The organism is Kitasatospora sp. NPDC001095 (assembly GCF_053598615.1).
This window is the reverse complement of sequence record NZ_JBSFKQ010000026.1, coordinates 1-21,853: the sequence shown is the minus strand read 5'-3', so window position 1 is coordinate 21,853 and position 21,853 is coordinate 1. Positions and strand designations below refer to the sequence as shown.

The following is a 21,853-nucleotide window of genomic DNA, read 5'->3' as shown; positions in this document are numbered from 1 at the left end:
TAGGGTCGGGGCCATGGACGCGACCCACGCCAGTCACCCCGCTCCCGACGGCTCCGACACCCCCGCCGCCCCCGCCGCGCCCCGGATCGTGGTCGGCGGCGCGCTGGTGCGCGGCGGCCGGGTGCTCGCCGCCCGGCGCAGCGCGCCCGAGTCGGTGGCCGGCCGGTGGGAGTTCCCCGGAGGGAAGGCCGAGCCCGGCGAGACCGAGGCGCAGGCGCTGGAGCGGGAGCTGCTGGAGGAGCTCGGCGTCCGGGCGCGCGCGCTGACCCGGCTGCCGGGCGCGTGGGCCGTGCGCCCCGGCCTGGAGCTGCACTTCTGGGCCGCCGAATTGCTGGCCGGCGAGCCGAGCGCACTGGAGGACCACGACGCGCTGCGCTGGCTGGGCCCGGAGGAGCTGGACGCCGTGGACTGGATCGACCATGACCGTGACGTGCTGCCGCACGTCGCACGGCTGCTCACGGGTGCCCCGGCGCGGGCCGTGGACGGCGTGTCGGCGGTCGGCGACGCGCCGCCCGCCGGGTAGGTCAATCGGACAAGACGACCTAGGCGCCGGGATAGCCTGGGTGTCGCTGGGTATGTCACTTTTCGGCACTATTCGTCACCATCGGTGAGCCGTCCCCAGCCGGCGACGCCGATCCCGACCAGAGCCGGAGGCCCCGTCGGTGTCGAGTTCCGGGAACGGCGGCGGGGGAGAGCGGCGGGCAGGCTCCGCGGGGAGCGCCGCCGCCCGCGCCCGACTGCGCCGCGCCGCCCGTCCTGCCGCCCCCCAGCCTCCGGCCGGCCGCCGCCGCGGCGGCACCGTCGAGGCCGCCGGCACCGCCACCCCCGCCGCCGCGCGGCCCCACCAGCCGACCCCGACCCTGGCGGTGGCCGAGCCGGTTCCCCGGCCCGGCGGCCTGCGCAGCCGTCCCGGACGGCCGTTCCCCGGCGGGTCCGCCGACGCCCCGGGGGGCTCCGGCACGCCAGCCGAGGGCCTGCTGGACATGCTCAAGGTCGCCATCGCGATCCTGGACACCGCGGGCCGGGTGGTGCTCTGGAGCCCGGCCGCCGAGGAACTGCTCGGTTGGCCGAACGAGCTGCTGGTCGGCCGCCGGATCGACGAGCTGATCCCCGACCGGGAGCAGGTCGCCCGGATCCGGGCCGCGATCCAGTCCACCCTGCGGGAGGGCCGCTGGGCCGGCCACGCCGAACTGCTCGACCGGGACGGCCTGGCCGTCGCCATGGACGCCCGGATCTCCCTCCTGGTGGACGGCGACGGCACCCCGTTCCTCCAGGTCAGCATGGCCGAGGCGGCTGCCGTCCGGGCCGTCGAGCGGGACCTCGCGGTGCGCGACGCACTGTTCGAACAGTCCCCGCTGGGCATCGCCATCATGGACACCGACCTGCGCTACACCGCCGTCAACCGGACCCTCGCCGAGATGAACGGCGTCGCCCCGGACGACCACGTCGGCCGGACCACCGGCGAGACCCTGCCGGAGCGGGCGGCCGACGAGATCACCGCCATCCAGCGCCAGGTACTGGCCACCGGCGAGCCGGTCATCGACGTCACCCTGGCCTCCCCGGTCACCACCCGGGCCGGCTACCGCTCGATCTCCTACAGCCGGATGACCGACCGCTCCGGCCGGGTGCTCGGCATCTCCGGCACCGTGATGGACGTGACCGAGCGTTACCGGGCGGTGGCCAAGGTCGAGCACGCCCGGCGCCGGCTCTCGCTGCTCAACGAGTTCGGCTCCCGGGTCGGCGACCTGCTGGACGCCTCCCGGATCGCCCAGGAGCTGGCCGGCTCGGTCGTCCCCCGGCTGTCCGACCACTCGGCGGTGATCCTGCTCCAGGCCGTTGCGCACGGTGACGACCTGCCCCGGCACGGCCACGACCGGCGCACCTCCCTGCTCCAGCTCGGCACCGCCTCCGTCCAGGACGGTCCCGAGGTGGAGGTGATGCTGCGCCGCGGCGCCCGGATCACCTTCGCCGAGGACTCCGTCTGCGGCCGGGTGCTGCGCACCGGCGTGCCCGAGCTGGTCTCCGGCGCCGACCAGCTGGACGACGTCACCTACCCGGGCGACCCGAAGATGCAGGCCGCCCGGGACCTCGGCGTGCACTCGATGCTGGTCTCGCCACTGCGCGCCCGCGGCATCGTGATCGGCCTGCTGCTGGTCAGCCGGGCCGGCTACCGCGAGGGCTTCGACCGGGACGACCTGGCCTTCACCGTCGAGCTGGCCGACCGGGCCGGCAGCTCACTGGACAACGCCCGCCTCTACGCCCGCGAGCGCACCGCCGCGCTCACCCTCCAGCGCACCCTGCTCCCGCAGCAGGTCCCGCAGCCCACCGGCGTCGAGGTCGCCTACCGGTACGTGCCCGGCAGCAGCGGCACCGAGGTCGGCGGCGACTGGTTCGACGTCATCCCGCTGCCCGGCGACCGCACCGCGCTGGTGGTCGGCGACGTGATGGGCCACGGCCTGCGGGCCGCCGCCACGATGGGGCGGCTGCGCACCGCCGTCCGGGTGCTGGCCGCCCTCGACCTGCCGCCGGACGTCCTGCTGCGGCACGTCCACGAGCTGGCCGACGACCTCGCCCAGGGCCCGGACGAGGCGCTGCTGGCGACCTGCGTCTACGCGGTGTTCGACCCGGCGACGGCCCGGCTCACCGTCGCCAAGGCCGGCCACATCCCGCCGGTGCTGGTGGTGCCGGACAGGGACGCCGCGGAGCCGACCCGCACCGGCGGCCCGCTGCTCGGCGGCGCCGGCCGCATCCTCGACCTGCCCTCCGGCGCCCCGCTCGGGGTGGGCGGAGTCCCGTTCGAGTCGGTCGAACTGAAGATCCCCGAGGGCAGCCTGCTGGCGCTGTGCACCGACGGCCTGGTGGAGTCCCGGGACAAGGACCTGGACGTCGGCCTCGGCCGGCTGGTCACCGTGCTCCAGGAGCCGCACGCCTCCATCCAGGCCGCCTGCGAGGCGGTGCTGGACACCATGGAGCAGGGCCGGGAGCCGGACGACGTCGCCCTGCTGCTGGCCCGGCTCGGCCACGGCCAGGCCGGCACCCCGACGGCGGGCTGGACCCTCCCGGCCGAGCCCACCGCCGTCTCCCGGGCCCGCCGGCTGGTCCGCGCCACGCTCCTCGAGTGGGGCGTCGAGGAGCTCACCGACATCGCCGAGCTGCTGGTCAGCGAGCTGGTCACGAACGCCGTCCGGTACGCCAGCGCCCCCATCGGGCTGCGGCTGACGCTCGGTGAGACGCTGCTGGCCGAGATCTCCGACCCGCTGCCCGACCCGCCCCGGGAGCGGCACGCGGCCGTTGCCGACGAGGGCGGGCGCGGCATCGAACTGGTCCACCGGCTGGCACTGCGCTGGGGCGCCCGGGCCGAGGGCATCGGCAAGGTGGTCTGGTTCGAGCAGGCGCTGCCGGGTAGTGAGCCGGATGGATCGTGATCGGAGCGAACAGCAGGGGAGCGGTGTCGAACATGCCATCGGGCGCTCGGGGGGAGCGCGCGCTCCGGAAGGGGGCGCGAGCGTGGCATTGTGGTTGCGCGGGCGGTAGGACAAAAACCTTCGCCCGATCTGATGTTGTGATGTTGAGGGCGTGTGAACGTACCCCTCGATGATGAATACTCGGTCTTCTCGACATCCGGACGGTCGCGGGTTGGAGGGGTCGGTCCGTTGAACAGCACTCCGGCGCGGAGCGCATCGCCGAGCAGCAGCGGTCATGCCGCCGTGCCCGGACAGGCCGGGTCCGCGCACCTGCCCGTACGGGACGGCGCGGGCGCGGGCCGCGGCCACCGCCCCGCCGACCGGGACCGGCCCTGGGGCGCCAACGACCCCGGCTCGATCTACGACTACATCAGGGTCGCCACCTTCGCGATCGGCCCCGACGGGCTGATCAGCCAGTGGAGCGAGCGCGCCGCCGAGTTCTTCGGCGTCCCGGCCGCCGAGGCCGTCGGAGCCGACCCGATCGCCACCTTCGTCCCCCGCGAGCTCTGGCAGCGCGGCCGAGCCCGGCTGGAGCGCACCCTGGCGGGCGAGGAGTGGGTCGGCACCACCCCGTACCGGGACGCCGACGGCGGCGAGGGCCTCGCCGAGCTCTACCTGATGCCGGACAGCTCGCTGCCCACCGCGGGCGCCACCTGTCTGGCCGTCGACCTCGGGCGGCTGCGCCGGATCGAGACCGACCTGGCCGCCTCCGAGGCCGTCTTCGGGCAGACGCCCACCGGCTTCGTGCTGTTCGACGACCGGCTGCGGCTGCAGCGGGTCAACGACGCCTTCGCCTCCGGGATGGGCCTGGTCCCCACCGAACTGGAGGGCCTCACCCCGCACGACCTCTTCCCGCAGTCCGAGGCCGACCGGCTCACCGCCGCCCTGCGCAAGGTCCTGGCCACCGGCGAGCCCGTCTTCGACCTGCGCTTCCACGGCGCCGTCCCGACCCGCGAGGGCAACCGGCTCTGGGCCGTCTCGCTGTACCGCCTGAACGGCTCCGCCGGGCAGACCATGGGCGTCGCCGGGCAGGTCTCCGACGTCACCAGCCGACACGTCGCCGAGCGCGAGGCCGACGGCGTGCGCCGCAACCTGGCCCTGCTCAACGAGGCCAGCGCGCACATCGGCTCCACGCTCGACCTGGAGACCACCGCCAAGGAGCTGCTGGACGTCGTCGTCCCGCCGTTCTGCGACCTCGCCACCGTCGACCTGTACACCGCGCTGCTCTCCGGCGAGACCGTGCCCAGCGCGGGCCGGCTCGGCGACACCGTGCTCACCGACGGCAGCGGCGAACTGCGCCGGGTCGCCGTCTCCAGCGTGGTCGGCGGCGCCTCCTCGGTGCTCGGCTCGGTCACCGGCCTGCCGATCGCCGAGGCCGGCGGCACCCTCTGCTACCCGCGCCGCTCCCCGCACGCCCGGGCGCTGCGCACCGGCCGCAGCGTCGTCCCCGAGCCCGGGCGCGACCCGTTGCTGCGCTCCACCCTGATCGTCCCGCTGGTCGCCCGCGACCAGGTGCTCGGCCTCGTCCAGCTCTCCCGGGCGATCGGCAGCGAGCCCTTCGACGCCCGCGACGTCGCGATCGCCGAGGAGCTGGTCGCCCGCGCCGCCGTCTGCATCGACAACGCCCGGCTCTACCGGCGCGAGCACGAGCGGGCCCTGATCCTCCAGCGCAGCCTGCTGCCCCCGGGCAACCCGGCCGCCAGCGGCCTGGAGATCGCCTGCCGCTACCTGCCCAGCAACAACAACACCGAGGTCGGCGGCGACTGGTTCGACGTCATCCCGCTGCCCGGCAACCGCACCGCGCTGGTCATCGGCGACGTCATGGGCCGCGGTCTGCGCGCCGCCGTCGCGATGGGCCAACTGCGCACCGCCGTCCGCACCCTGGCGATGCTCGACCTCGACCCGGCCGAGGTGCTCACCGCCCTGGACGAGATCGCCCGCGGCCTCGGCGACGACTCGGTCCCGGCCGGCCCGCCCACCCCGTACGGGCGGCTCACCTCGACCGCCGACGAGGAGGCCCGCGAGGTCTACCTCGCGACCTGCGTCTACGCGGTCTACGACGCCGTCACCCGCCGCTGCCTCTTCGCCAACGCCGGCCACCTGCCGCCCGTGCTGCTCAGCCCCGGCGAGGGCTCCCGGATGCTCGACGTGCCGCCCGGCCTGCCGCTCGGCGTCGGCGGCGAGCCCTTCGAGGAGGTCGAGCTGACCCTCCCGGACGGCGCCGTGCTCGCCCTCTACACCGACGGTCTGGTGGAGAGCCGCAAGCACCAGCTGGACGAGGGCCTGCGGGCCTTCCGCTCCGCGCTCTCCGACGAGGGCAAGGGGCTGGAGGACCTCTGCGACCACGTGCTCGGCGAGCTCAACCCGCACCACGGCGAGGACGACATCGCCCTGCTGATGGCCAAGGTGCACGCCTTCCCCGACGACGCCGTCGGCAACTGGTTCCTGCCGCCCGAGCCCACCTCGGTGGCCAAGGCCCGGGAGCTGGCGTGCAGCTGGCTGCTCTCCCGGGGGCTGGAGGAGTTGGTCGACACCACCGAGCTGCTGGTCAGCGAGCTGGTCACCAACGCGCTCAAGCACGGCCGGGGCGAGATCCGGCTGCGGCTGCTGCGCGAGCGCGGCCTGGTCTGCGAGGTCTGGGACGACGGCTACGCCCAGCCCCGGCAGCGGCGCGCCCAGGAGACCGACGAGGGCGGGCGCGGCCTGCAGCTGGTCAGCCTGCTGGCCGAGCGCTGGGGCAGCCGGCGCACGCCCAAGGGCAAGATCGTCTGGTTCGAGCTGGCGCTGTAGTCGCCGGAAACGATGGGCCGGACGGGTGCAGTCGCCCGGCGGCCCGCCGTGTCGGCACGGTCCCAGGGCCCCGGGCGGCGTTCGATGGCCGCCATGCGCGTCCGCCAGCTCACCGCCGCAGCCGCCGCGCTGCTGCTCGCCGCCGGTCTCGGCGGCTGCTCCGACGACTCGGGGCCCGCCCACACACCCGCCCCCGTGCCCGTCCCGGCCGATCCCACCGCCACCACCGGGGACGTCCGGCCCGCCGACCGCGCCGCCGTCCGGGACGGCGGCACGCTGCGCTGGGCGGTGGACGGCGTCCCGGCCACGCTGAACGTCTACCAGGGCGCGGCCAACGCCGACTCGGCGCTGCTCGCCCACGCCCTGTACCCCTCGCTGTTCCGGCCCGACGAGCACGGCCGGCTCGTCCCCGACCCGGACTACCTGGCCGGAGCCGAGTCCACCCCGCCCGGGCCGGGCCCGCAGGTGGTGACGTACCGGCTCAACCCGAACGCCGTCTGGAGCGACGGCACCCCGGTCTCGGCCGCCGACCTCGACGCCCAGCGGACCGCGCTGTCCGGCCTGGACCCGGCGTACGGGGGCGCGCGGGCGGTCGGGTACGACGCCATCGACTCGGTCACCCAGGGCGCCGACCCGTCCGAGGTGCGGGTGACCTTCCGGCGGCCGTACGCCGACTGGCGCTCGCTGTTCGGCCCGCTCTACCCGGCCGCCGAGACGGCCACCCCGGCCGCGTTCGGCCGACCGCTGACCGGAGGCGGGCCGAGCGCCGGGCCGTACACCGTCGCCCGGTACGACGCCGAGGACGGGACGGTCAGCATGGTGCGCAGCCCGCTCTGGTGGGGCGACCCGCCGAAGGCCGACCGGATCGACTTCCTCGCCGCGCCGCCCGAGCAGCGGCTGGACGCGCTGGACCAGGACCGGCTGGACATCGCCCCGCTCACCGCGGCCGTGGACCGGGCGGTCCCGGTCCCGGCCGCCGACGCCACCGCCGCCTCGGCCTCCCCCTCCGTCGCGCCGCCGCCCGCGGCCGCGCCCGAGGCGGCGGCACTGGCACTGCACCGGGCCGAATCGCTGCCCGGCGTCACCGTGCACCGGGCCGCCGCGGCCTCGCTCACCCAGCTCACCCTCAACGCCGCGCGTGGCCCGCTGACCGACCCGCTGGTGCGCCGCGCCCTCACCCGGGCCGTCGACCGGCAGCGGATCGCCGACGCCGCGCTCACCCCGCTCGGCCTGCCCGCCGCGCCGCTGGGCAGCCACCTGCTCGCGGGCGACCAGGAGGGCTACCGGGACAACAGCGGAGCGGCCGGTCAGGGGGACCCGGGCCGGCTGCTGTACGAGGCGGGCTGGACGCGGCCGGGCGGCGGGGGCACCCGGACCAAGGGCGGCAAGCCGCTCGCCCTCTCGATGCTCGTCCCGGCCGGTTCGGCGACCGCCAAGCGCACCGCCGACGCGCTCACCGCCGGCCTCGCGGACGCCGGGATCGCGGTGCAGCAGGTGCCAGCGCCCGCCGACTCCTTCGTCGGGGAGCACCTGGCCGCCGGGGACTACGACCTCGTGCTGCTCACCTGGCCGGCCGGCCCCAGTCCGGCGATCGAACAGCGCCCCGCCTACGCCAAGCCCCGGCCCGACCCCGACGGGGTGCCCGAGCCGGGCGGCAACTTCGGCCGCAGCGGCACCGAGGAGATCGACCGACTGTTCGAGCGGGCGGCCACCGAGCCGGACCAGGCGGCCCGGCTGGACCTGCTCCAGCAGGCGGACGTACGGATCTGGGAGCTCGGGCACTCGGTGCCGCTCTACCAGCGGCCGGAGCTGGTCGGGGTCAGGACCGGGGTGCTCGGCGCGGGCGCGTACGGCTTCGGGTGGCCGCGCTTCCAGGACGTGGGCTGGAGCGCACTGGAGACCGGGCAGGACTAGACCAAAGGACTAGACCCGCGGCCGCAGCTCCCGGGCGAAGCGGCGCAGGGCGTCGGTGAAGGCCTCCGGGGCGTCGAAGTTGGCGAGGTGCCGGGCACGGGGTACCAGCTCGATCCGGGCCCGCCCGTGCGGGTGGGCGGCGGCGAAGGCGCGCTCGCCGGAGCGGAAGGCCGGGTCCTTCTCCCCGTTCAGGATCAGCACCGGGGCCTCGACCCGGCGCAGGACGCCGGGCTCGAAGCGGCCCAGCACCGAGGCCCAGGCGGCGGGCAGGGCCTCGAAGCCGTACCCGGCGCGGATCGTCTCCGCGACCACCTGCGCCGGGTAGAGCCGGCGCAGCAGCCCGTCGTTCCAGCGGGACAGCCGCGCGGCCGGGACCCGCGGCACCAGCGCGCCGACCGCCCGGTACGGGACCGCCCAGCGCCCCCGGGTGTCGGCGCTCGCGCCGGCCAGCACCAGCCCGCGCAGCAGCTCGGGCCTGCGCAGGGCGAACTCCAGCGCGACGTACCCGCCCAGCGAGTGCCCGACCACCAGCGCGGGCCCGCCGCCCAGCTCCTCCACCCCCGCGGCGACGCTCGCGCAGGCGGCCGTCAGGCTCCACGGCTCGCCGCGTCGGGTGCCGTGCCCCGGCAGGTCGACGGCCACCACCGGGAACTCCTCCCGCAGCGCCGCCAACTGCGGGCTCCACTGCCCCGCGCTGAAGCGGGTGCCGTGCACCAGGACGATCGGGACACTCATCGGGCCACCTCCGCGGGCTCCGGCATGCGTTCGACATCGGCGATCCGGCGCCGCCGGGCCCCGGGCTGTCGGATCACGAACGGAAGACTGTCGGAGCACGGCCGGTCGGTGAAGGGCGTGTGACCCACCTGTGATCTTGATCCCGCCGGACCGGCTCGTTTCCGCCCACCTCCGCCCTTCCCCGTACGATAGGAGGAAGCCGCGGCATGGCCATGTGCCCGGCGGGTGGACCGGTAGTAGCAGGCGGAACGGGCGGCGGCGATCGACAGGGATCGCAAGTGCGCGTCACGCAGCCGGGCGCCGCAACCCACGATTCCGGGAGAATCCGCAAGGCATGCCCACGCGCAACGACATCCGTAACGTCGCCATCGTCGCCCACGTCGACCACGGCAAGACCACGCTGGTCGACGCCATGCTCAAGCAGGCCGGCGCCTTCGCCGCCCACCAGCAGCTCGATGACCGGATGATGGACTCCAACGACCTGGAGCGCGAGAAGGGCATCACCATTCTCGCGAAGAACACCGCGGTCAAGTACCACCCCAAGGACGGTGGCGCGCCGATCACCATCAACATCATCGACACCCCGGGCCACGCCGACTTCGGTGGCGAGGTCGAGCGCGGTCTGTCGATGGTGGACGCGGTCGTCCTGCTGGTCGACGCCTCCGAGGGCCCGCTGCCGCAGACCCGCTTCGTGCTGCGCAAGGCGCTCTCCCAGCGGCTGCCCGTCATCCTCTGCATCAACAAGACCGACCGTCCGGACTCCCGGATCGACGAGGTCATCAACGAGACCTACGACCTGTTCCTGGACCTGGACGCGGACGAGGAGCAGATCGAGTTCCCGATCGTCTACGCCTGCGCGCGTGACGGCGTCGCCTCGCTGACCAAGCCGGAGAACGGCACCGTTCCCGCGGACAGCACCAACCTGGAGCCGTTCTTCTCCACCCTGCTGGAGCACGTCCCGGCCCCCAGCTACGACGAGGACGCCCCGCTCCAGGCCCACGTCACCAACCTGGACGCCGACAACTTCCTCGGCCGCATCGCGCTGCTCCGCGTCGAGCAGGGCGAGCTGCGCAAGGGCCAGACCGTGGCCTGGATCAAGCGCGACGGCTCGATCCAGAACGTCCGCATCTCCGAGCTGCTGATGACCGAGGCGCTCACCCGCAAGCCGGCCGAGGTGGCCGGCCCCGGTGACATCTGCGCCGTCGCCGGCATCTCCGACATCATGATCGGCGAGACCCTGGCCGACCCGGAGAACCCGATCGCGCTGCCGCTGATCACGGTGGACGAGCCGGCCATCTCGATGACCATCGGCACCAACACCTCCCCGCTGGTCGGCCGTGGCGGCAGCGGCAAGGGCGCCGACGCCAAGTCCGGCGTCAAGGTGGACCGCAAGGTCACCGCCCGCCAGGTGAAGGACCGCCTGGACCGCGAGCTGATCGGCAACGTCTCGCTGCGCGTGCTGGACACCGAGCGTCCGGACGCCTGGGAGGTGCAGGGCCGCGGTGAGCTGGCGCTGGCCATCCTGATCGAGACCATGCGCCGCGAGGGCTTCGAGCTGACCGTCGGCAAGCCGCAGGTGGTCACCAAGGAGGTCAACGGCAAGACCCACGAGCCGGTCGAGCGCCTCACCGTGGACGTGCCCGAGGAGCACATGGGCGCCGTCACCCAGCTCATGGGCGTCCGCAAGGGCCGGATGGACAACATGTCCAACCACGGCTCGGGCTGGGTCCGGATGGAGTTCGTCGTCCCGTCCCGCGGCCTGATCGGCTTCCGGACCGAGTTCCTCACCAACACCCGCGGCACCGGCATCGCCCACTCGATCCACGAGGGCCACGAGCCGTGGTTCGGCCAGCTGACCACCCGCAACAACGGCTCCCTGGTCGCCGACCGGGCCGGCGTGGTGACCGCCTTCGCGATGACCAACCTCCAGGAGCGCGGCGTGCTCTTCTGCGAGCCGGGCACCGAGGTGTACGAGGGCATGATCGTCGGCGAGAACTCGCGCTCCGACGACATGGACGTGAACATCACCAAGGAGAAGAAGCTCACCAACATGCGGTCCTCGACCGCCGACGTGGCCGAGTCGATCGTCCCGCCGCGCAAGCTCTCGCTGGAGCAGTCGCTGGAGTTCTGCCGCGAGGACGAGTGCATCGAGGTGACCCCGGAGACGGTTCGCATCCGTAAGGTCGTCCTGGACCAGAAGGACCGCGGTCGCACCGCCTCGCGCGCCAAGAAGGCGTGATCCGGACGCACTGAACGGCCATTGGCCGGAATGATTCGCCCCCCTTTCCCATGGAGAGGGGGGCGAACTTTTTCAACTACTCCAAGTTGTCGGGGCCGCTATTCACGGAATAGCGCTCATCACACCTGAGTGTCCGCTGAGCGGACGTGACAGTTCGTCATCCGTGACGACTGTCCGTTTGGTGCCTGTCTGGCTATGTCTCAAATGTCCGGTTTTCGAAACTTACCGACTGTTCATGTGACCTAATTGAGATCGTCACTGGTCACTTTCGTGTCCGTGCGTGACGGATAGTGGGTGCAGTCAGGCTCGGGTCAAGGGTGAACGCGCAGGGGTGCGCGCCGAAACCACGAGCGCGGACGGCACAGCGGGCCCGGTGACCACCGTTCCGCGATGCCTTCCTCGTTGCAACGTCGAATTCAGGAGGCACACCGATGCGCGGTGCGAGCCAGGCCAAGTGGGTTGTCGCAGCTGTTGCTGTCGCCCTCGCTGCGACTGCGTGCAGCAGCAGCGACTCCTCCGGGGGTAGCTCCGAGGGCGGTGCGGTCAACGCCGCCGCCAGCTTCAGCTACCAGAGCGGTGAGCCGCAGCGTCCGCTCCAGCCGGCCAACGCCAATGAGAACATCGGCGGCCGTATCGTCAAGGTGCTCTTCAAGGGCCTGGTCGACTACGACCCCGCGACCGGTGCGCTGCGCAACCAGGTGGCCGACAAGATCGAGACCACCGACGCCAAGAACTACACCGTCACGCTGAAGTCCGGCTGGACCTTCCACGACGGCACCCCGGTCACCGCCGCGTCCTTCGTCAAGGCCTGGAACTGGTCGGCCAACACGAAGAACAACCAGATCAACTCGTCCTGGTTCTCCGACATCGTCGGCTACGACGCCGTCCACCCGGAGAAGGGTGACCCGACCGCGACCGAGATGTCCGGCCTGAAGATCGTCGACGACACCCACTTCACCATCGAACTGACCAGCCCCGTCTCGTACTTCACGTACAAGCTCGGCTACACGGCCTTCTCCCCGCTGCCCGAGGGCTTCTTCGCCGACCCGGCCGGCTTCGGCCAGAAGCCGGTCGGCAACGGCCCCTACAAGTTCGTCTCGTGGGAGCACAACAAGGCCGTCACCGTCCAGGCCTACGACAAGTACGCCGGCTCGGACAAGCCGAAGAACGGCGGCATCGTCTTCCGGAACTACAGCGCCGGTGAGGCCGCGTACAAGGACCTGATGTCCGACACCCTGGACGTCCTGGACCAGGTCGACTCGACCGACCTCCCGAAGTACAAGGACGACCTGGGCAAGCGCGCCGTCGACCAGGCCCAGGGCGCCATCCAGAACGTCGGCTTCGCGCTGTACCAGGGCGAATGGAACACCCCGGGCAAGGAGAAGGTCCGTCAGGGCATCTCCATGGCGATCGACCGCGACACCATCACCAAGACCGTGCTGAACGGCAACCGCATCCCCGCCGACTCGTGGGTCGCCCCGGGCGTCATGGGCTACAAGGCCGGCACCTGCGGTGAGTTCTGCAAGTTCAACCCGGAGAAGGCCAAGCAGCTCATCGCCGAGGGCGGCGGCGTCCCCGGTGGCAAGGTCACCATCCTGTACAACGCCGACGGCAGCCACAAGGAGTGGGTGGACGCGGTCTGCAACTCCATCCGCCAGTCGACCGGCGTGGACTGCACCGGTGACCCGAAGCCGGACTTCAAGACCGTGCGTGACGTCGTCACCAACAAGCAGGTCCAGAGCATGATGCGTACCGGCTGGGTGCAGGACTACCCGCTGAACGCCAACTTCCTGCGTGACGTCTACGGCACCGGCGCCTCGTCGAACGACAACCAGTACTCCAGCACGGAGTTCGACCGCCTGGCCAAGGAGGCGGACGCCGCCACCTCGGTCGAGAAGACCGCCGAGCTGTACCAGCAGGCCGAGGCCCAGCTGGCCAAGGACATGCCGTCCATCCCGCTCTGGTACTACAAGACCAGCTCCGGCTACTCCAAGAACGTCCAGAACGTGAAGTTCGACTCCTTCGGCGACCCGGTCTTCACCGACGTCGAGGTCAAGAAGAAGTAATCGGTCGGCACCGCCTGACCCGGTGACAACGGCCGGTGCCCGTCCATCCCCACAAGGGCGAGGACTGGCACCGGCCGTTGGCACGCCGACTTATCTCTTGCCGGGTTGACGGGCCCGGCAGAGTCATACATGGAGGCACGATGGGGCGCTTTGTCGCGAGGCGACTGCTCCAGATGATCCCGGTCTTCTTCGGAACGACCTTGCTCATCTTTTTGATGGTGCACGCGCTGCCGGGTGACCCGGTGGCCGCGATGTGGGGCGACAAGGCGCCGGATCCGGCGCAGGTCGAGGCCCTGAAGCACTCGATGGGTCTCGACAAGTCGCTGCCCCAGCAGTACCTCGACTACATGGGGAACCTGCTGACCGGTGACTTCGGGAAGACCCTGGCCCAGCGACCGGTGCTCGACGTGATCACCGAGGCGCTGCCGGTCACGGTCCGGTTGGCGCTGTTCGCGTTCGCCATCGAGATCGTGCTGGGCATCAGCATCGGCCTGTTCGCCGGTCTGCGCCGGGGCAAGGCGTTCGACAAGGGCGCCCTGATCTTCACCCTGCTGCTGATCTCGATCCCGATCCCGGTGCTCGGCTTCATCTTCCAGACGATCTTCTCGGACAACCTGAAGTGGGTCACCCCGACCGTCCAGGACTCCAACGACATCACCCAGCTGGTGCTGCCGGCCGTCGTGCTCGGCTCGGTGTCGCTGGCCTTCGTGGCGCGTCTCACCCGCACCTCCATAGCCGAGAACATCAAGGCCGACTACGTCCGCACCGCGGTGGCCAAGGGCCTGCCGCGGCGCAAGGTGATCGGCACCCACCTGCTGCGCAACTCGCTGATCCCGGTGGTCACCTTCCTCGGCACCGACCTGGGCGCCCTGATGGGCGGCGCGATCGTCACCGAAGGCATCTTCAACGTCAAGGGCGTCGGCAACGCGCTCTTCCACGCGATCAACCTGAAGGAGGGCTCGACGGTCTCCGGCTTCGTCGCCTTCCTGGTGATCGTGTACCTGGTTGCCGGCCTGATCGTCGACCTGCTTTACGCGGTCCTGGACCCGAGGATCCGTTATGCCTGACCTGACCGAGAAGAAGACGGCCGGGGAGACCCCGGCCCAGACCGCTGCCGCCGCCGCGGTCGCCAAGCCGGAGAAGGCCCGCAGCCTCGGCTCCGACGCCTGGCACGACCTGCGCCGCAAGCCGATCTTCGTGATCTCCGCGCTGCTCATCCTGCTGCTGATCGTCATCGCGATCGCGCCGGGCCTGTTCACCTCGGTGGACCCGCGGGCCGGCGACCTGCGCAACCACTACCTGTCGAAGCCGAACTACAGTCACTTCTTCCAGCCCGACTGGTTCGGCTACGACCTCCAGGGCCGCAGCATCTACGCCCGCGTCATCTACGGCGCCCGCGCCTCGGTCGTGGTCGGCATCTGCGTCACCCTCGGCGTGACCATCATCGGCGGCATCGCCGGTATGCTCGCCGGCTACTTCGGCGGCTGGGTCGACACGATCATCTCCCGCGTCACCGACATCTTCTTCGGCATCCCGCTGCTGCTCGGCTCGCTGGTGGTCCTGAACGCCTTCACCACGCGCACCGTGTGGAGCGTGGTCTTCGCGCTGGCCGCCCTGGGCTGGACCCAGATGACCCGTGTCATGCGCGGCTCGGTGATCACGGTCAAGCAGGCCGACTTCGTGACGGCGGCCAGGGCGCTCGGCGCCGGCACCAACCGGATCATGTTCAAGCACATCCTGCCGAACGCGATCGCCCCGGTGATCGTCGTCGCGACCATCGCCCTCGGCGGCTACATCGCGGCCGAGGCGACGCTGAGCTTCCTCGGCATCGGTCTGCAGGACCCGACCATCTCCTGGGGCATCGACATCTCCTCGGCCCAGAAGGTGATCCGTACGGCGCCGTTCGCCCTGTTCTTCCCGGCCGGAATGCTGAGCCTCACCGTGCTGGCGTTCATCATGCTCGGCGACGCGGTGCGCGACGCCCTCGACCCGAAGCTCCGCTGAGAGAAGAGGTGACGACCCGATGACCACCGTGATCGAGAACAACCAGAAGAACGATCGTCTCGAAGTTGGCACCCCTCTCCTGGAGGTGAAGGACCTCCACGTGGAGTTCCACACCCGGGACGGGATCGCCAAGGCCGTGAACGGCGTCAACTACTCCGTCGCGGCCGGCGAGACGCTCGCCGTCCTCGGCGAGTCCGGCTCCGGCAAGTCCGTGACGGCGCAGACCATCATGGGCATCCTGGACATGCCCCCGGGCAAGGTGACGCAGGGCGAGATCCTGTACCGGGGCAAGGACATGCTCAAGATGAGCAACGAGGAGCGGCGGCAGGTCCGCGGCCGGAAGATCGCGATGATCTTCCAGGACGCGCTGTCCGCGCTGAACCCGGTGCTCAGCGTCGGCTACCAGCTCGGCGAGATGTTCCGCGTGCACCAGGGCGCCTCCAAGAAGGAGGCGAAGGAGAAGGCCATCGAGCTGATGGACCGGGTGCGCATCCCCGCCGCCCGGCAGCGGGTGAACGACTACCCGCACCAGTTCTCCGGCGGCATGCGCCAGCGCATCATGATCGCCATGGCGCTGGCCCTGGAGCCGGACCTGATCATCGCGGACGAGCCCACCACCGCCCTGGACGTGACCGTCCAGGCCCAGGTGATGGACCTCCTCGCGGAGCTGCAGGCCGAGTACAACATGGGCCTGATCCTGATCACCCACGACCTCGGCGTGGTCGCCGACGTCGCGGACAAGATCGCCGTGATGTACGCGGGCCGGATCGTGGAGACCGCCCCGGTGCACGAGCTGTACGCGAACCCCGCGCACCCGTACACCAAGGGCCTGCTCCGCTCCATCCCGCGCCTGGACCAGAAGGGCCAGGAGCTGTACGCGATCAAGGGCCTGCCCCCGAACCTGCTGAAGGTTCCGACCGGCTGCGCGTTCAACCCCCGCTGCGACGTCGCCACCGACCTGTGCCGCACCGAGATCCCGGCGCTGCACCACGTGACGGACAAGGACGGCAAGGAGCTCGCCGGCCGCCGCAGCGCGTGCCACCTCTGGAAGGAGACCCTCCATGGCTGAGAACATCCTGGAGGTCAAGGACCTGCACAAGCACTACCCGCTGACCCAGGGCATCCTCTTCAAGAAGCAGGTCGGTGCGGTCAAGGCGGTCGACGGCATCTCCTTCGAGCTGAAGAAGGGCGAGACCCTCGGCATCGTCGGCGAGTCCGGCTGTGGCAAGTCCACGCTGGCCAAGGTGCTGATGAACCTGGAGCGGGCCACCTCCGGCCAGGTGCTGTTCAAGGGCGAGGACATCTCCCGGCTGTCCGGCGCGGCGCTCAAGTCCGTCCGCCGCAACATCCAGATGGTGTTCCAGGACCCGTACACCTCGCTCAACCCGCGCATGACGGTCGGCGATATCATCGGCGAGCCGTTCGAGATCCACCCCGAGGTGGCGCCCAAGGGCGACCGCCGCAAGGCCGTCCAGGACCTGCTGGACGTCGTGGGTCTGAACCCGGAGTACATCAACCGGTACCCGCACCAGTTCTCCGGCGGTCAGCGCCAGCGCATCGGCATCGCCCGCGGCCTCGCGCTCAAGCCCGAGATCATCATCTGCGACGAGCCGGTCTCCGCTCTGGACGTGTCCGTCCAGGCGCAGGTGATCAACCTGCTGGAGCAGCTGCAGGGCGAGTTCGGCCTCTCCTACATGTTCATCGCGCACGACCTCTCCATCGTCCGGCACATCTCCGACCGCGTCGGCGTGATGTACCTGGGCAAGATGGTCGAGATCGGCTCGGACGAGGAGATCTACGAGAACGCCACCCACCCGTACACCCAGGCGCTGCTCTCCGCCGTGCCGGTGCCGGACCCGACGGCGCGCGAGTCCCGCGAGCGGATCATCCTCAGCGGTGACATCCCCTCGCCGGCCAACCCGCCGTCCGGCTGCCGCTTCCGCACCCGCTGCTGGAAGGCGGAGGAGAAGTGCTCCGAGGAGGTCCCGCTGCTCGCGGTCCCCTCGCTGCTGAAGGGCCCGGCCGCGCACGAGTCGGCCTGCCACTTCCCCGAGGTCCGGGAGCAGGCCGCAGCGGCCTGATCCCCCGGTGGTCCCAGGAAGGGCCCGTGGCGTTCGCGCCGCGGGCCCTTCCGGCGTTCCGGCGCCGCGTCAACTCGGCGGGGGGTCAGCGCACCCGTCCGGGTGTTCCTGACGCGCGCCGTCGCCGGGGCGCACTTCTCATGGGGTGTGATGCGACAACACCCTTGAGGAGGAACCTCCATGCCCGTAGCCGCCCGTGCTCGCTGGGTCCTCGCCGTCGCGACGTCCGTGGCCCTGATGGCCACCGGGTGCAGCAACAACGGCAGCGGAGGAGGCAGCGGCTCGACGGACGCCAGCAAGTCCTTCAGCTACCAGAGCAACGAGCCGCAGAACCCGTTGCAGCCCGCCAACGCGAACGAGGTCGGCGGCGGTCGCATCATCCAGAACCTCTTCAAGGGGCTGGTCGACTACGACCCGAGCAACGCCCGGATCCGGATGCAGGTCGCCGAGAAGATCGACACCAGTGACTCGCAGACCTTCGAGATCACGCTGAAGGACGGCTGGAAGTTCCACGACGGCACCCCGGTGCACGCCCGGAACTTCGTCGACGCCTGGAACTGGGGGGCCAACCCGGCCAACAACCAGATCAACAGTTCCTGGTTCTCCGACATCGAGGGCTACGAGGACGTCCACCCGGCCTCCGGCCGGCCCGCCTCGGACAAGATGTCCGGGCTGACCGTCACCGACGACCTCCACTTCACCGTCAAGCTCAGCCACAAGGTCTCGTACTTCGAGTACAAGCTCGGCTACATCGCCTTCTCGCCACTGCCCGATGGCTTCTACTCCGACCCGGCCGGGTACGGGCAGAAGCCGGTGGGCAACGGCCCGTACCAGTTCGTCAGCTGGTCGCACAACAGCAACGTGACCACCAAGGCCTTCCCCGACTACCAGGGCGTGGACAAGCCGAAGAACGGCGGCATCGTCTTCAAGATGTACACCACGTCCGAGGCCGCCTACGCCGACCTCCAGTCCAACAACCTGGACGTGATGGACCAGGTGCCGCCGTCCGCGCTGGCCACGTACAGGAGCGACTTCGGCGACCGCGCGGTGGACGAGCCGCAGGGCGCCATCCAGAACATCGGCTTCACGCTCTACCAGGCCGACTGGGCCGCGCCGGAGAAGGCCAAGGTGCGCCAGGGCCTGTCGATGGCGATCGACCGCGCCACCATCACCAAGACGGTGCTCCAGGGCTCCCGCAAGCCCGCCACCGCCTGGGTGGCCGAGGGCGTCGAGGGCTACAAGTCCGGTACCTGCGGCGACTTCTGCACCTTCGACGCGGCCAGAGCCAAGCAGCTGATCCAGGAGGGCGGCGGCGTCCCCGGCAACAAGCTGATGATCACCTACAACGCGGACGGCGGCCACAAGGAGTGGGTGGACGCGGTCTGCAACTCGATCCGGCAGAGCACCGGGGTCGACTGCCTGGGCGACCCGAAGCCCGACTTCAAGACCGCGCGGGCCGCGATCACCGGGCACACCGTCAACGGCGCCTTCCGCACCGGCTGGGTGCAGGACTACCCGCTGAACGCCAACTTCCTGGCCGACGTGTACCGCACCGGCGCCGCGTCCAACGACTTCGGCTACAGCAGCCCGCAGTTCGACGAGGCGGCCACCCAGGCCGACGAGGCCGCCAGCGTCGCGGACACGGTGACGGGCTACCAGCGGGCCGAAGCGGTGCTGCCGAGCGGGATGCCGGCCATCCCGCTCTGGTACTACCGCACCAACTCGGGCTACTCGACCAAGGTGCAGAACGTGAAGTTCGACTCCTTCGGCAACCCGGCCTGGACCCAGGTCGAGGTCAAGGGCTGAGCCCCGACTCCTCGCACCGGCCCCGCCCTCCCCGCACCGGAGGGCGGGGCGCGGTCTCTCGGCCGACCGGCCCGGTCGGCCGGGCACCCCGACCCGACAGCCGGCCGGACACCCGGTCGGAACCCGCCCGGAACCCGCTCGGACACCTAGGAAGGAGGCTCGGATGGGCAGTTACGTGCTGCGGCGGGTGCTGCAGATGATCCCGGTGTTCTTCGGCACCACGCTGCTGATCTTCCTGATGGTCTACACGCTGCCGGGCGACCCGGTCGCGGCGCTGTTCGGCGAGAAGGCCGCCGACCCGGCCGTGGTCGCCAGCATCAAGCACACGTACTACCTGGACCAGCCGATCTGGAAGCAGTACCTGCACTACATGGGGAACCTCTTCCAGGGGGACTTCGGCACCAGCTTCACCGGCCGTCCGGTCACCGACATCATGGCGGACGCCTTCCCCGTCACCATCCGGCTCGCCCTGATGGCGTTCGTCTTCGAGATGGTCCTGGGCCTCGCCCTGGGCCTGGTCTCCGGACTGCGGCGCGGCAGCATCCCGGACACCCTGGTGCTGATCCTGACCCTGGTGGTCATCTCGATCCCGGTCTTCGTGCTGGCCTACATCGCCCAGACGGTGTTCGCCACCAACCTGGGCTGGGTCACGCCGACGGTGCAGGACAGCTACGACCTGACCCAGCTGATCCTGCCGGCGATCGTGCTGGGCTCGCTCTCGCTCGCGTACGTCGCCCGGCTCACCCGGACGTCGATCGGCGAGAACCTGCGGGCCGACTACATGCGCACCGCGGTCGCCAAGGGCCTGCCCCGACGCACCATCACCTCCCGCCACCTGCTGCGCAACTCGCTGATCCCGGTGGTCACCTTCCTCGGCACCGACCTCGGCGCGCTGATGGGCGGGGCCATCGTCACCGAGGGCATCTTCAACGTGCAGGGCATCGGCAACGTCCTGTACCGGGCGATCAACCAGAAGGAGGGCCCCACCGTGGTCGGCATCGTGACCGTCCTGGTGATCGTCTACCTGGTCGCCAGCCTGCTCGTCGACCTGCTCTACGCGGTCCTGGACCCGAGGATCCGCTATGCCTGAGCCCGACATCCACGACGAGGAGTCGTACGAACCGCACCCCAAGCCGGGGGTCGTGCGCCTCGACTACGCGGGCGAGCAGGGCATGGCCGTCGAGCAGGAGACTTTAGTCGAACCCGACGTGGAGAAGCGCGAGGCGGCCCGCAGCCTGTGGGGCGACGCCTGGCGGGACCTGCGCCGGCGGCCGATCTTCCTGCTCTCGGCGCTGCTGATCCTGCTGCTGGTGATCATGGCGATCTTCCCCGGGGCGTTCACCGACGCGGACCCGCGCGCGGCCGACCTGGTGAACAACTACCTCAGGCGGCCGGACTGGAGCGACGTCTTCGGGGCCGGCTGGTTCGGCTACGACGCGCAGGGCCGCTCCATCTACGCCCGGGTGGTGTACGGCGCCCGGGCCTCGATCACCGTCGGCATCTTCGTGACCGCCGCCGTCACCCTGCTCGGCGGGCTGACCGGGATGGCGGCCGGCTACTTCGGCGGTTGGATCGACGCGCTGCTCTCCCGGATCACCGACATCTTCTTCGGCATCCCGCTGCTGCTCGGCGCGCTGGTGCTGCTGAACGCCTTCGCCACCCGCACGGTGTGGACCGTGGTCGTCGCGCTGGGCGTGCTCGGCTGGACCCAGATCGCCCGCGTCATGCGCGGAGCGGTGCTGACCGTCAAGCAGTCCGACTACGTGGTGGCCGGCCGGGCGCTCGGGGCCGGGACGGGCCGGCTGATGTTCCGGCACATCCTGCCGAACGCGATCGCCCCGGTGATCGTGGTGGCGACCATCGCCCTCGGCGGCTACATCGCCACCGAGGCGACGCTGAGCTTCCTCGGCATCGGTCTGCAGGACCCGACCATCTCCTGGGGCATCGACATCGCCTCCGCCCAGAAGGTGATCCGGACCGCGCCGTACGTGCTGTTCTTCCCGGCCACGGCGCTCTCGGTCACCGTGCTGGCCTTCATCATGCTGGGCGACGCGGTGCGCGACGCCCTCGATCCGAAGCTTCGCTGAGCGAGGGGAACGCATCGTGAGTACAGCGGTGGACACCGCCGGGCGCGAGCAGGAGGCGCCGTACCAGGGGCCGCTGCTCGACGTCCGCGACCTGCACGTCGAGTTCGTCACCCGGGACGGCGTCGCCCGGGCGGTGAACGGGGTGAGCTACTCCGTCGCGGCGGGGGAGACGCTGGCGGTGCTGGGGGAGTCCGGTTCGGGCAAGTCGGTGACGGCGCAGGCGATCATGGGCATCCTGGACATGCCGCCCGCCCGGATCCCGCGCGGCGAGATCCTCTACCGGGGCCGGGACATGCTCAAACTGGGCAAGGAGGAACGGCGGCGGATCCGCGGCCAGAAGATCGCGATGATCTTCCAGGACGCGCTGTCCGCGCTGAACCCGGTGCTCAGCGTGGGCTACCAGCTCGGCGAGATGTTCCGCTCGCACCGGAACGTCTCCCGCAAGGAGGCCAAGGAGAAGGCCGTCGAGCTGATGGAGCGGGTGCGCATCCCCGCCGCCCGGCAGCGGGTGAACGACTACCCGCACCAGTTCTCCGGCGGCATGCGGCAGCGGATCATGATCGCGATGGCGCTGGCCCTGGAGCCGGACCTGATCATCGCGGACGAGCCCACCACGGCCCTGGACGTGACGGTGCAGGCGCAGGTGATGGACCTGCTGGCGGAGCTG

The 21,853-nt window shown here is 71.1% G+C and carries 15 protein-coding genes; 14 read left to right on the top strand and 1 reads right to left on the bottom strand.

Annotated features, from left to right (window positions below; translation table 11 throughout):
• Positions 1 to 13: 13 nt before the first annotated feature.
• The 4 genes from ACWDBB_RS21465 to ACWDBB_RS21450 all read left to right on the top strand — a co-directional run bounded on the left by ACWDBB_RS21465 (position 14) and on the right by ACWDBB_RS21450 (position 8,168).
• Entirely contained in the window at positions 14 to 523 is a 510-nt protein-coding gene (locus tag ACWDBB_RS21465) for an NUDIX domain-containing protein (RefSeq protein WP_449791133.1), read from the top strand.
• Positions 524 to 662: 139 nt separating this feature from the next.
• On the top strand, positions 663 to 3,425 hold the full coding sequence (locus ACWDBB_RS21460) for a SpoIIE family protein phosphatase (RefSeq protein WP_449791132.1): 2,763 nt from the start codon (positions 663 to 665) through the stop codon (positions 3,423 to 3,425).
• 282 nt (positions 3,426 to 3,707) lie between these two features.
• Positions 3,708 to 6,254: a SpoIIE family protein phosphatase gene (locus ACWDBB_RS21455; protein ID WP_449791131.1), complete on the top strand. Its 2,547-nt coding sequence runs from the start codon at positions 3,708 to 3,710 to the stop codon at positions 6,252 to 6,254.
• 93 nt (positions 6,255 to 6,347) lie between these two features.
• Positions 6,348 to 8,168 carry an ABC transporter family substrate-binding protein gene (locus ACWDBB_RS21450; protein ID WP_449791130.1) on the top strand — a complete coding sequence of 607 codons (1,821 nt, stop codon included), beginning with the start codon at positions 6,348 to 6,350 and terminating at the stop codon, positions 8,166 to 8,168.
• A gap of 9 nt (positions 8,169 to 8,177) precedes the next feature.
• Here the strand turns inward: ACWDBB_RS21450 and ACWDBB_RS21445 are convergent, their stop codons facing one another.
• Positions 8,178 to 8,903, bottom strand: a complete 726-nt coding sequence (locus ACWDBB_RS21445) for an alpha/beta fold hydrolase (protein ID WP_449791129.1) — start codon at positions 8,901 to 8,903, stop codon at positions 8,178 to 8,180.
• A 334-nt stretch (positions 8,904 to 9,237) separates the two neighbouring features.
• Between ACWDBB_RS21445 and typA the strand changes: the two genes are divergently transcribed.
• The 10 genes from typA to ACWDBB_RS21395 all read left to right on the top strand — a co-directional run.
• Positions 9,238 to 11,142, top strand: a complete 1,905-nt coding sequence (gene typA, locus ACWDBB_RS21440) for a translational GTPase TypA (protein ID WP_449791128.1) — start codon at positions 9,238 to 9,240, stop codon at positions 11,140 to 11,142.
• A 431-nt stretch (positions 11,143 to 11,573) separates the two neighbouring features.
• Positions 11,574 to 13,208, top strand: a complete 1,635-nt coding sequence (locus ACWDBB_RS21435) for a peptide ABC transporter substrate-binding protein (protein WP_449791127.1) — start codon at positions 11,574 to 11,576, stop codon at positions 13,206 to 13,208.
• Positions 13,209 to 13,348: 140 nt separating this feature from the next.
• Positions 13,349 to 14,275 (top strand): ABC transporter permease, encoded by a 927-nt coding sequence (locus ACWDBB_RS21430; protein WP_449791126.1) that lies wholly within the window; start codon positions 13,349 to 13,351, stop codon positions 14,273 to 14,275.
• The gene (locus ACWDBB_RS21425; RefSeq protein WP_449791125.1) at positions 14,268 to 15,212 is read left to right on the top strand and encodes an ABC transporter permease; all 945 of its coding nucleotides are present in this window, start codon (positions 14,268 to 14,270) and stop codon (positions 15,210 to 15,212) included. The genes ACWDBB_RS21430 and ACWDBB_RS21425 overlap by 8 nt, the downstream gene beginning before the upstream one ends.
• 19 nt (positions 15,213 to 15,231) lie before the next feature.
• Positions 15,232 to 16,281, top strand: coding sequence for an ABC transporter ATP-binding protein (locus ACWDBB_RS21420; RefSeq protein ID WP_449791124.1), 1,050 nt, complete (start codon positions 15,232 to 15,234; stop codon positions 16,279 to 16,281).
• Complete coding sequence (locus ACWDBB_RS21415; RefSeq protein WP_449791123.1) at positions 16,274 to 17,293, top strand: ABC transporter ATP-binding protein; 1,020 nt, start codon at positions 16,274 to 16,276, stop codon at positions 17,291 to 17,293. Before ACWDBB_RS21420 ends, ACWDBB_RS21415 begins: the two co-directional genes overlap by 8 nt.
• A gap of 180 nt (positions 17,294 to 17,473) precedes the next feature.
• Complete coding sequence (locus tag ACWDBB_RS21410; RefSeq protein ID WP_449791122.1) at positions 17,474 to 19,099, top strand: peptide ABC transporter substrate-binding protein; 1,626 nt, start codon at positions 17,474 to 17,476, stop codon at positions 19,097 to 19,099.
• Between the two features lie 163 nt (positions 19,100 to 19,262).
• Entirely contained in the window at positions 19,263 to 20,189 is a 927-nt protein-coding gene (locus ACWDBB_RS21405) for an ABC transporter permease (RefSeq protein ID WP_449791121.1), read from the top strand.
• The gene (locus tag ACWDBB_RS21400; protein WP_449791120.1) at positions 20,182 to 21,186 is read left to right on the top strand and encodes an ABC transporter permease; all 1,005 of its coding nucleotides are present in this window, start codon (positions 20,182 to 20,184) and stop codon (positions 21,184 to 21,186) included. Before ACWDBB_RS21405 ends, ACWDBB_RS21400 begins: the two co-directional genes overlap by 8 nt.
• 16 nt (positions 21,187 to 21,202) lie before the next feature.
• Positions 21,203 to 21,853: ABC transporter ATP-binding protein (locus ACWDBB_RS21395; protein WP_449791119.1), on the top strand; the 651-nt coding region annotated here is incomplete at its 3' end.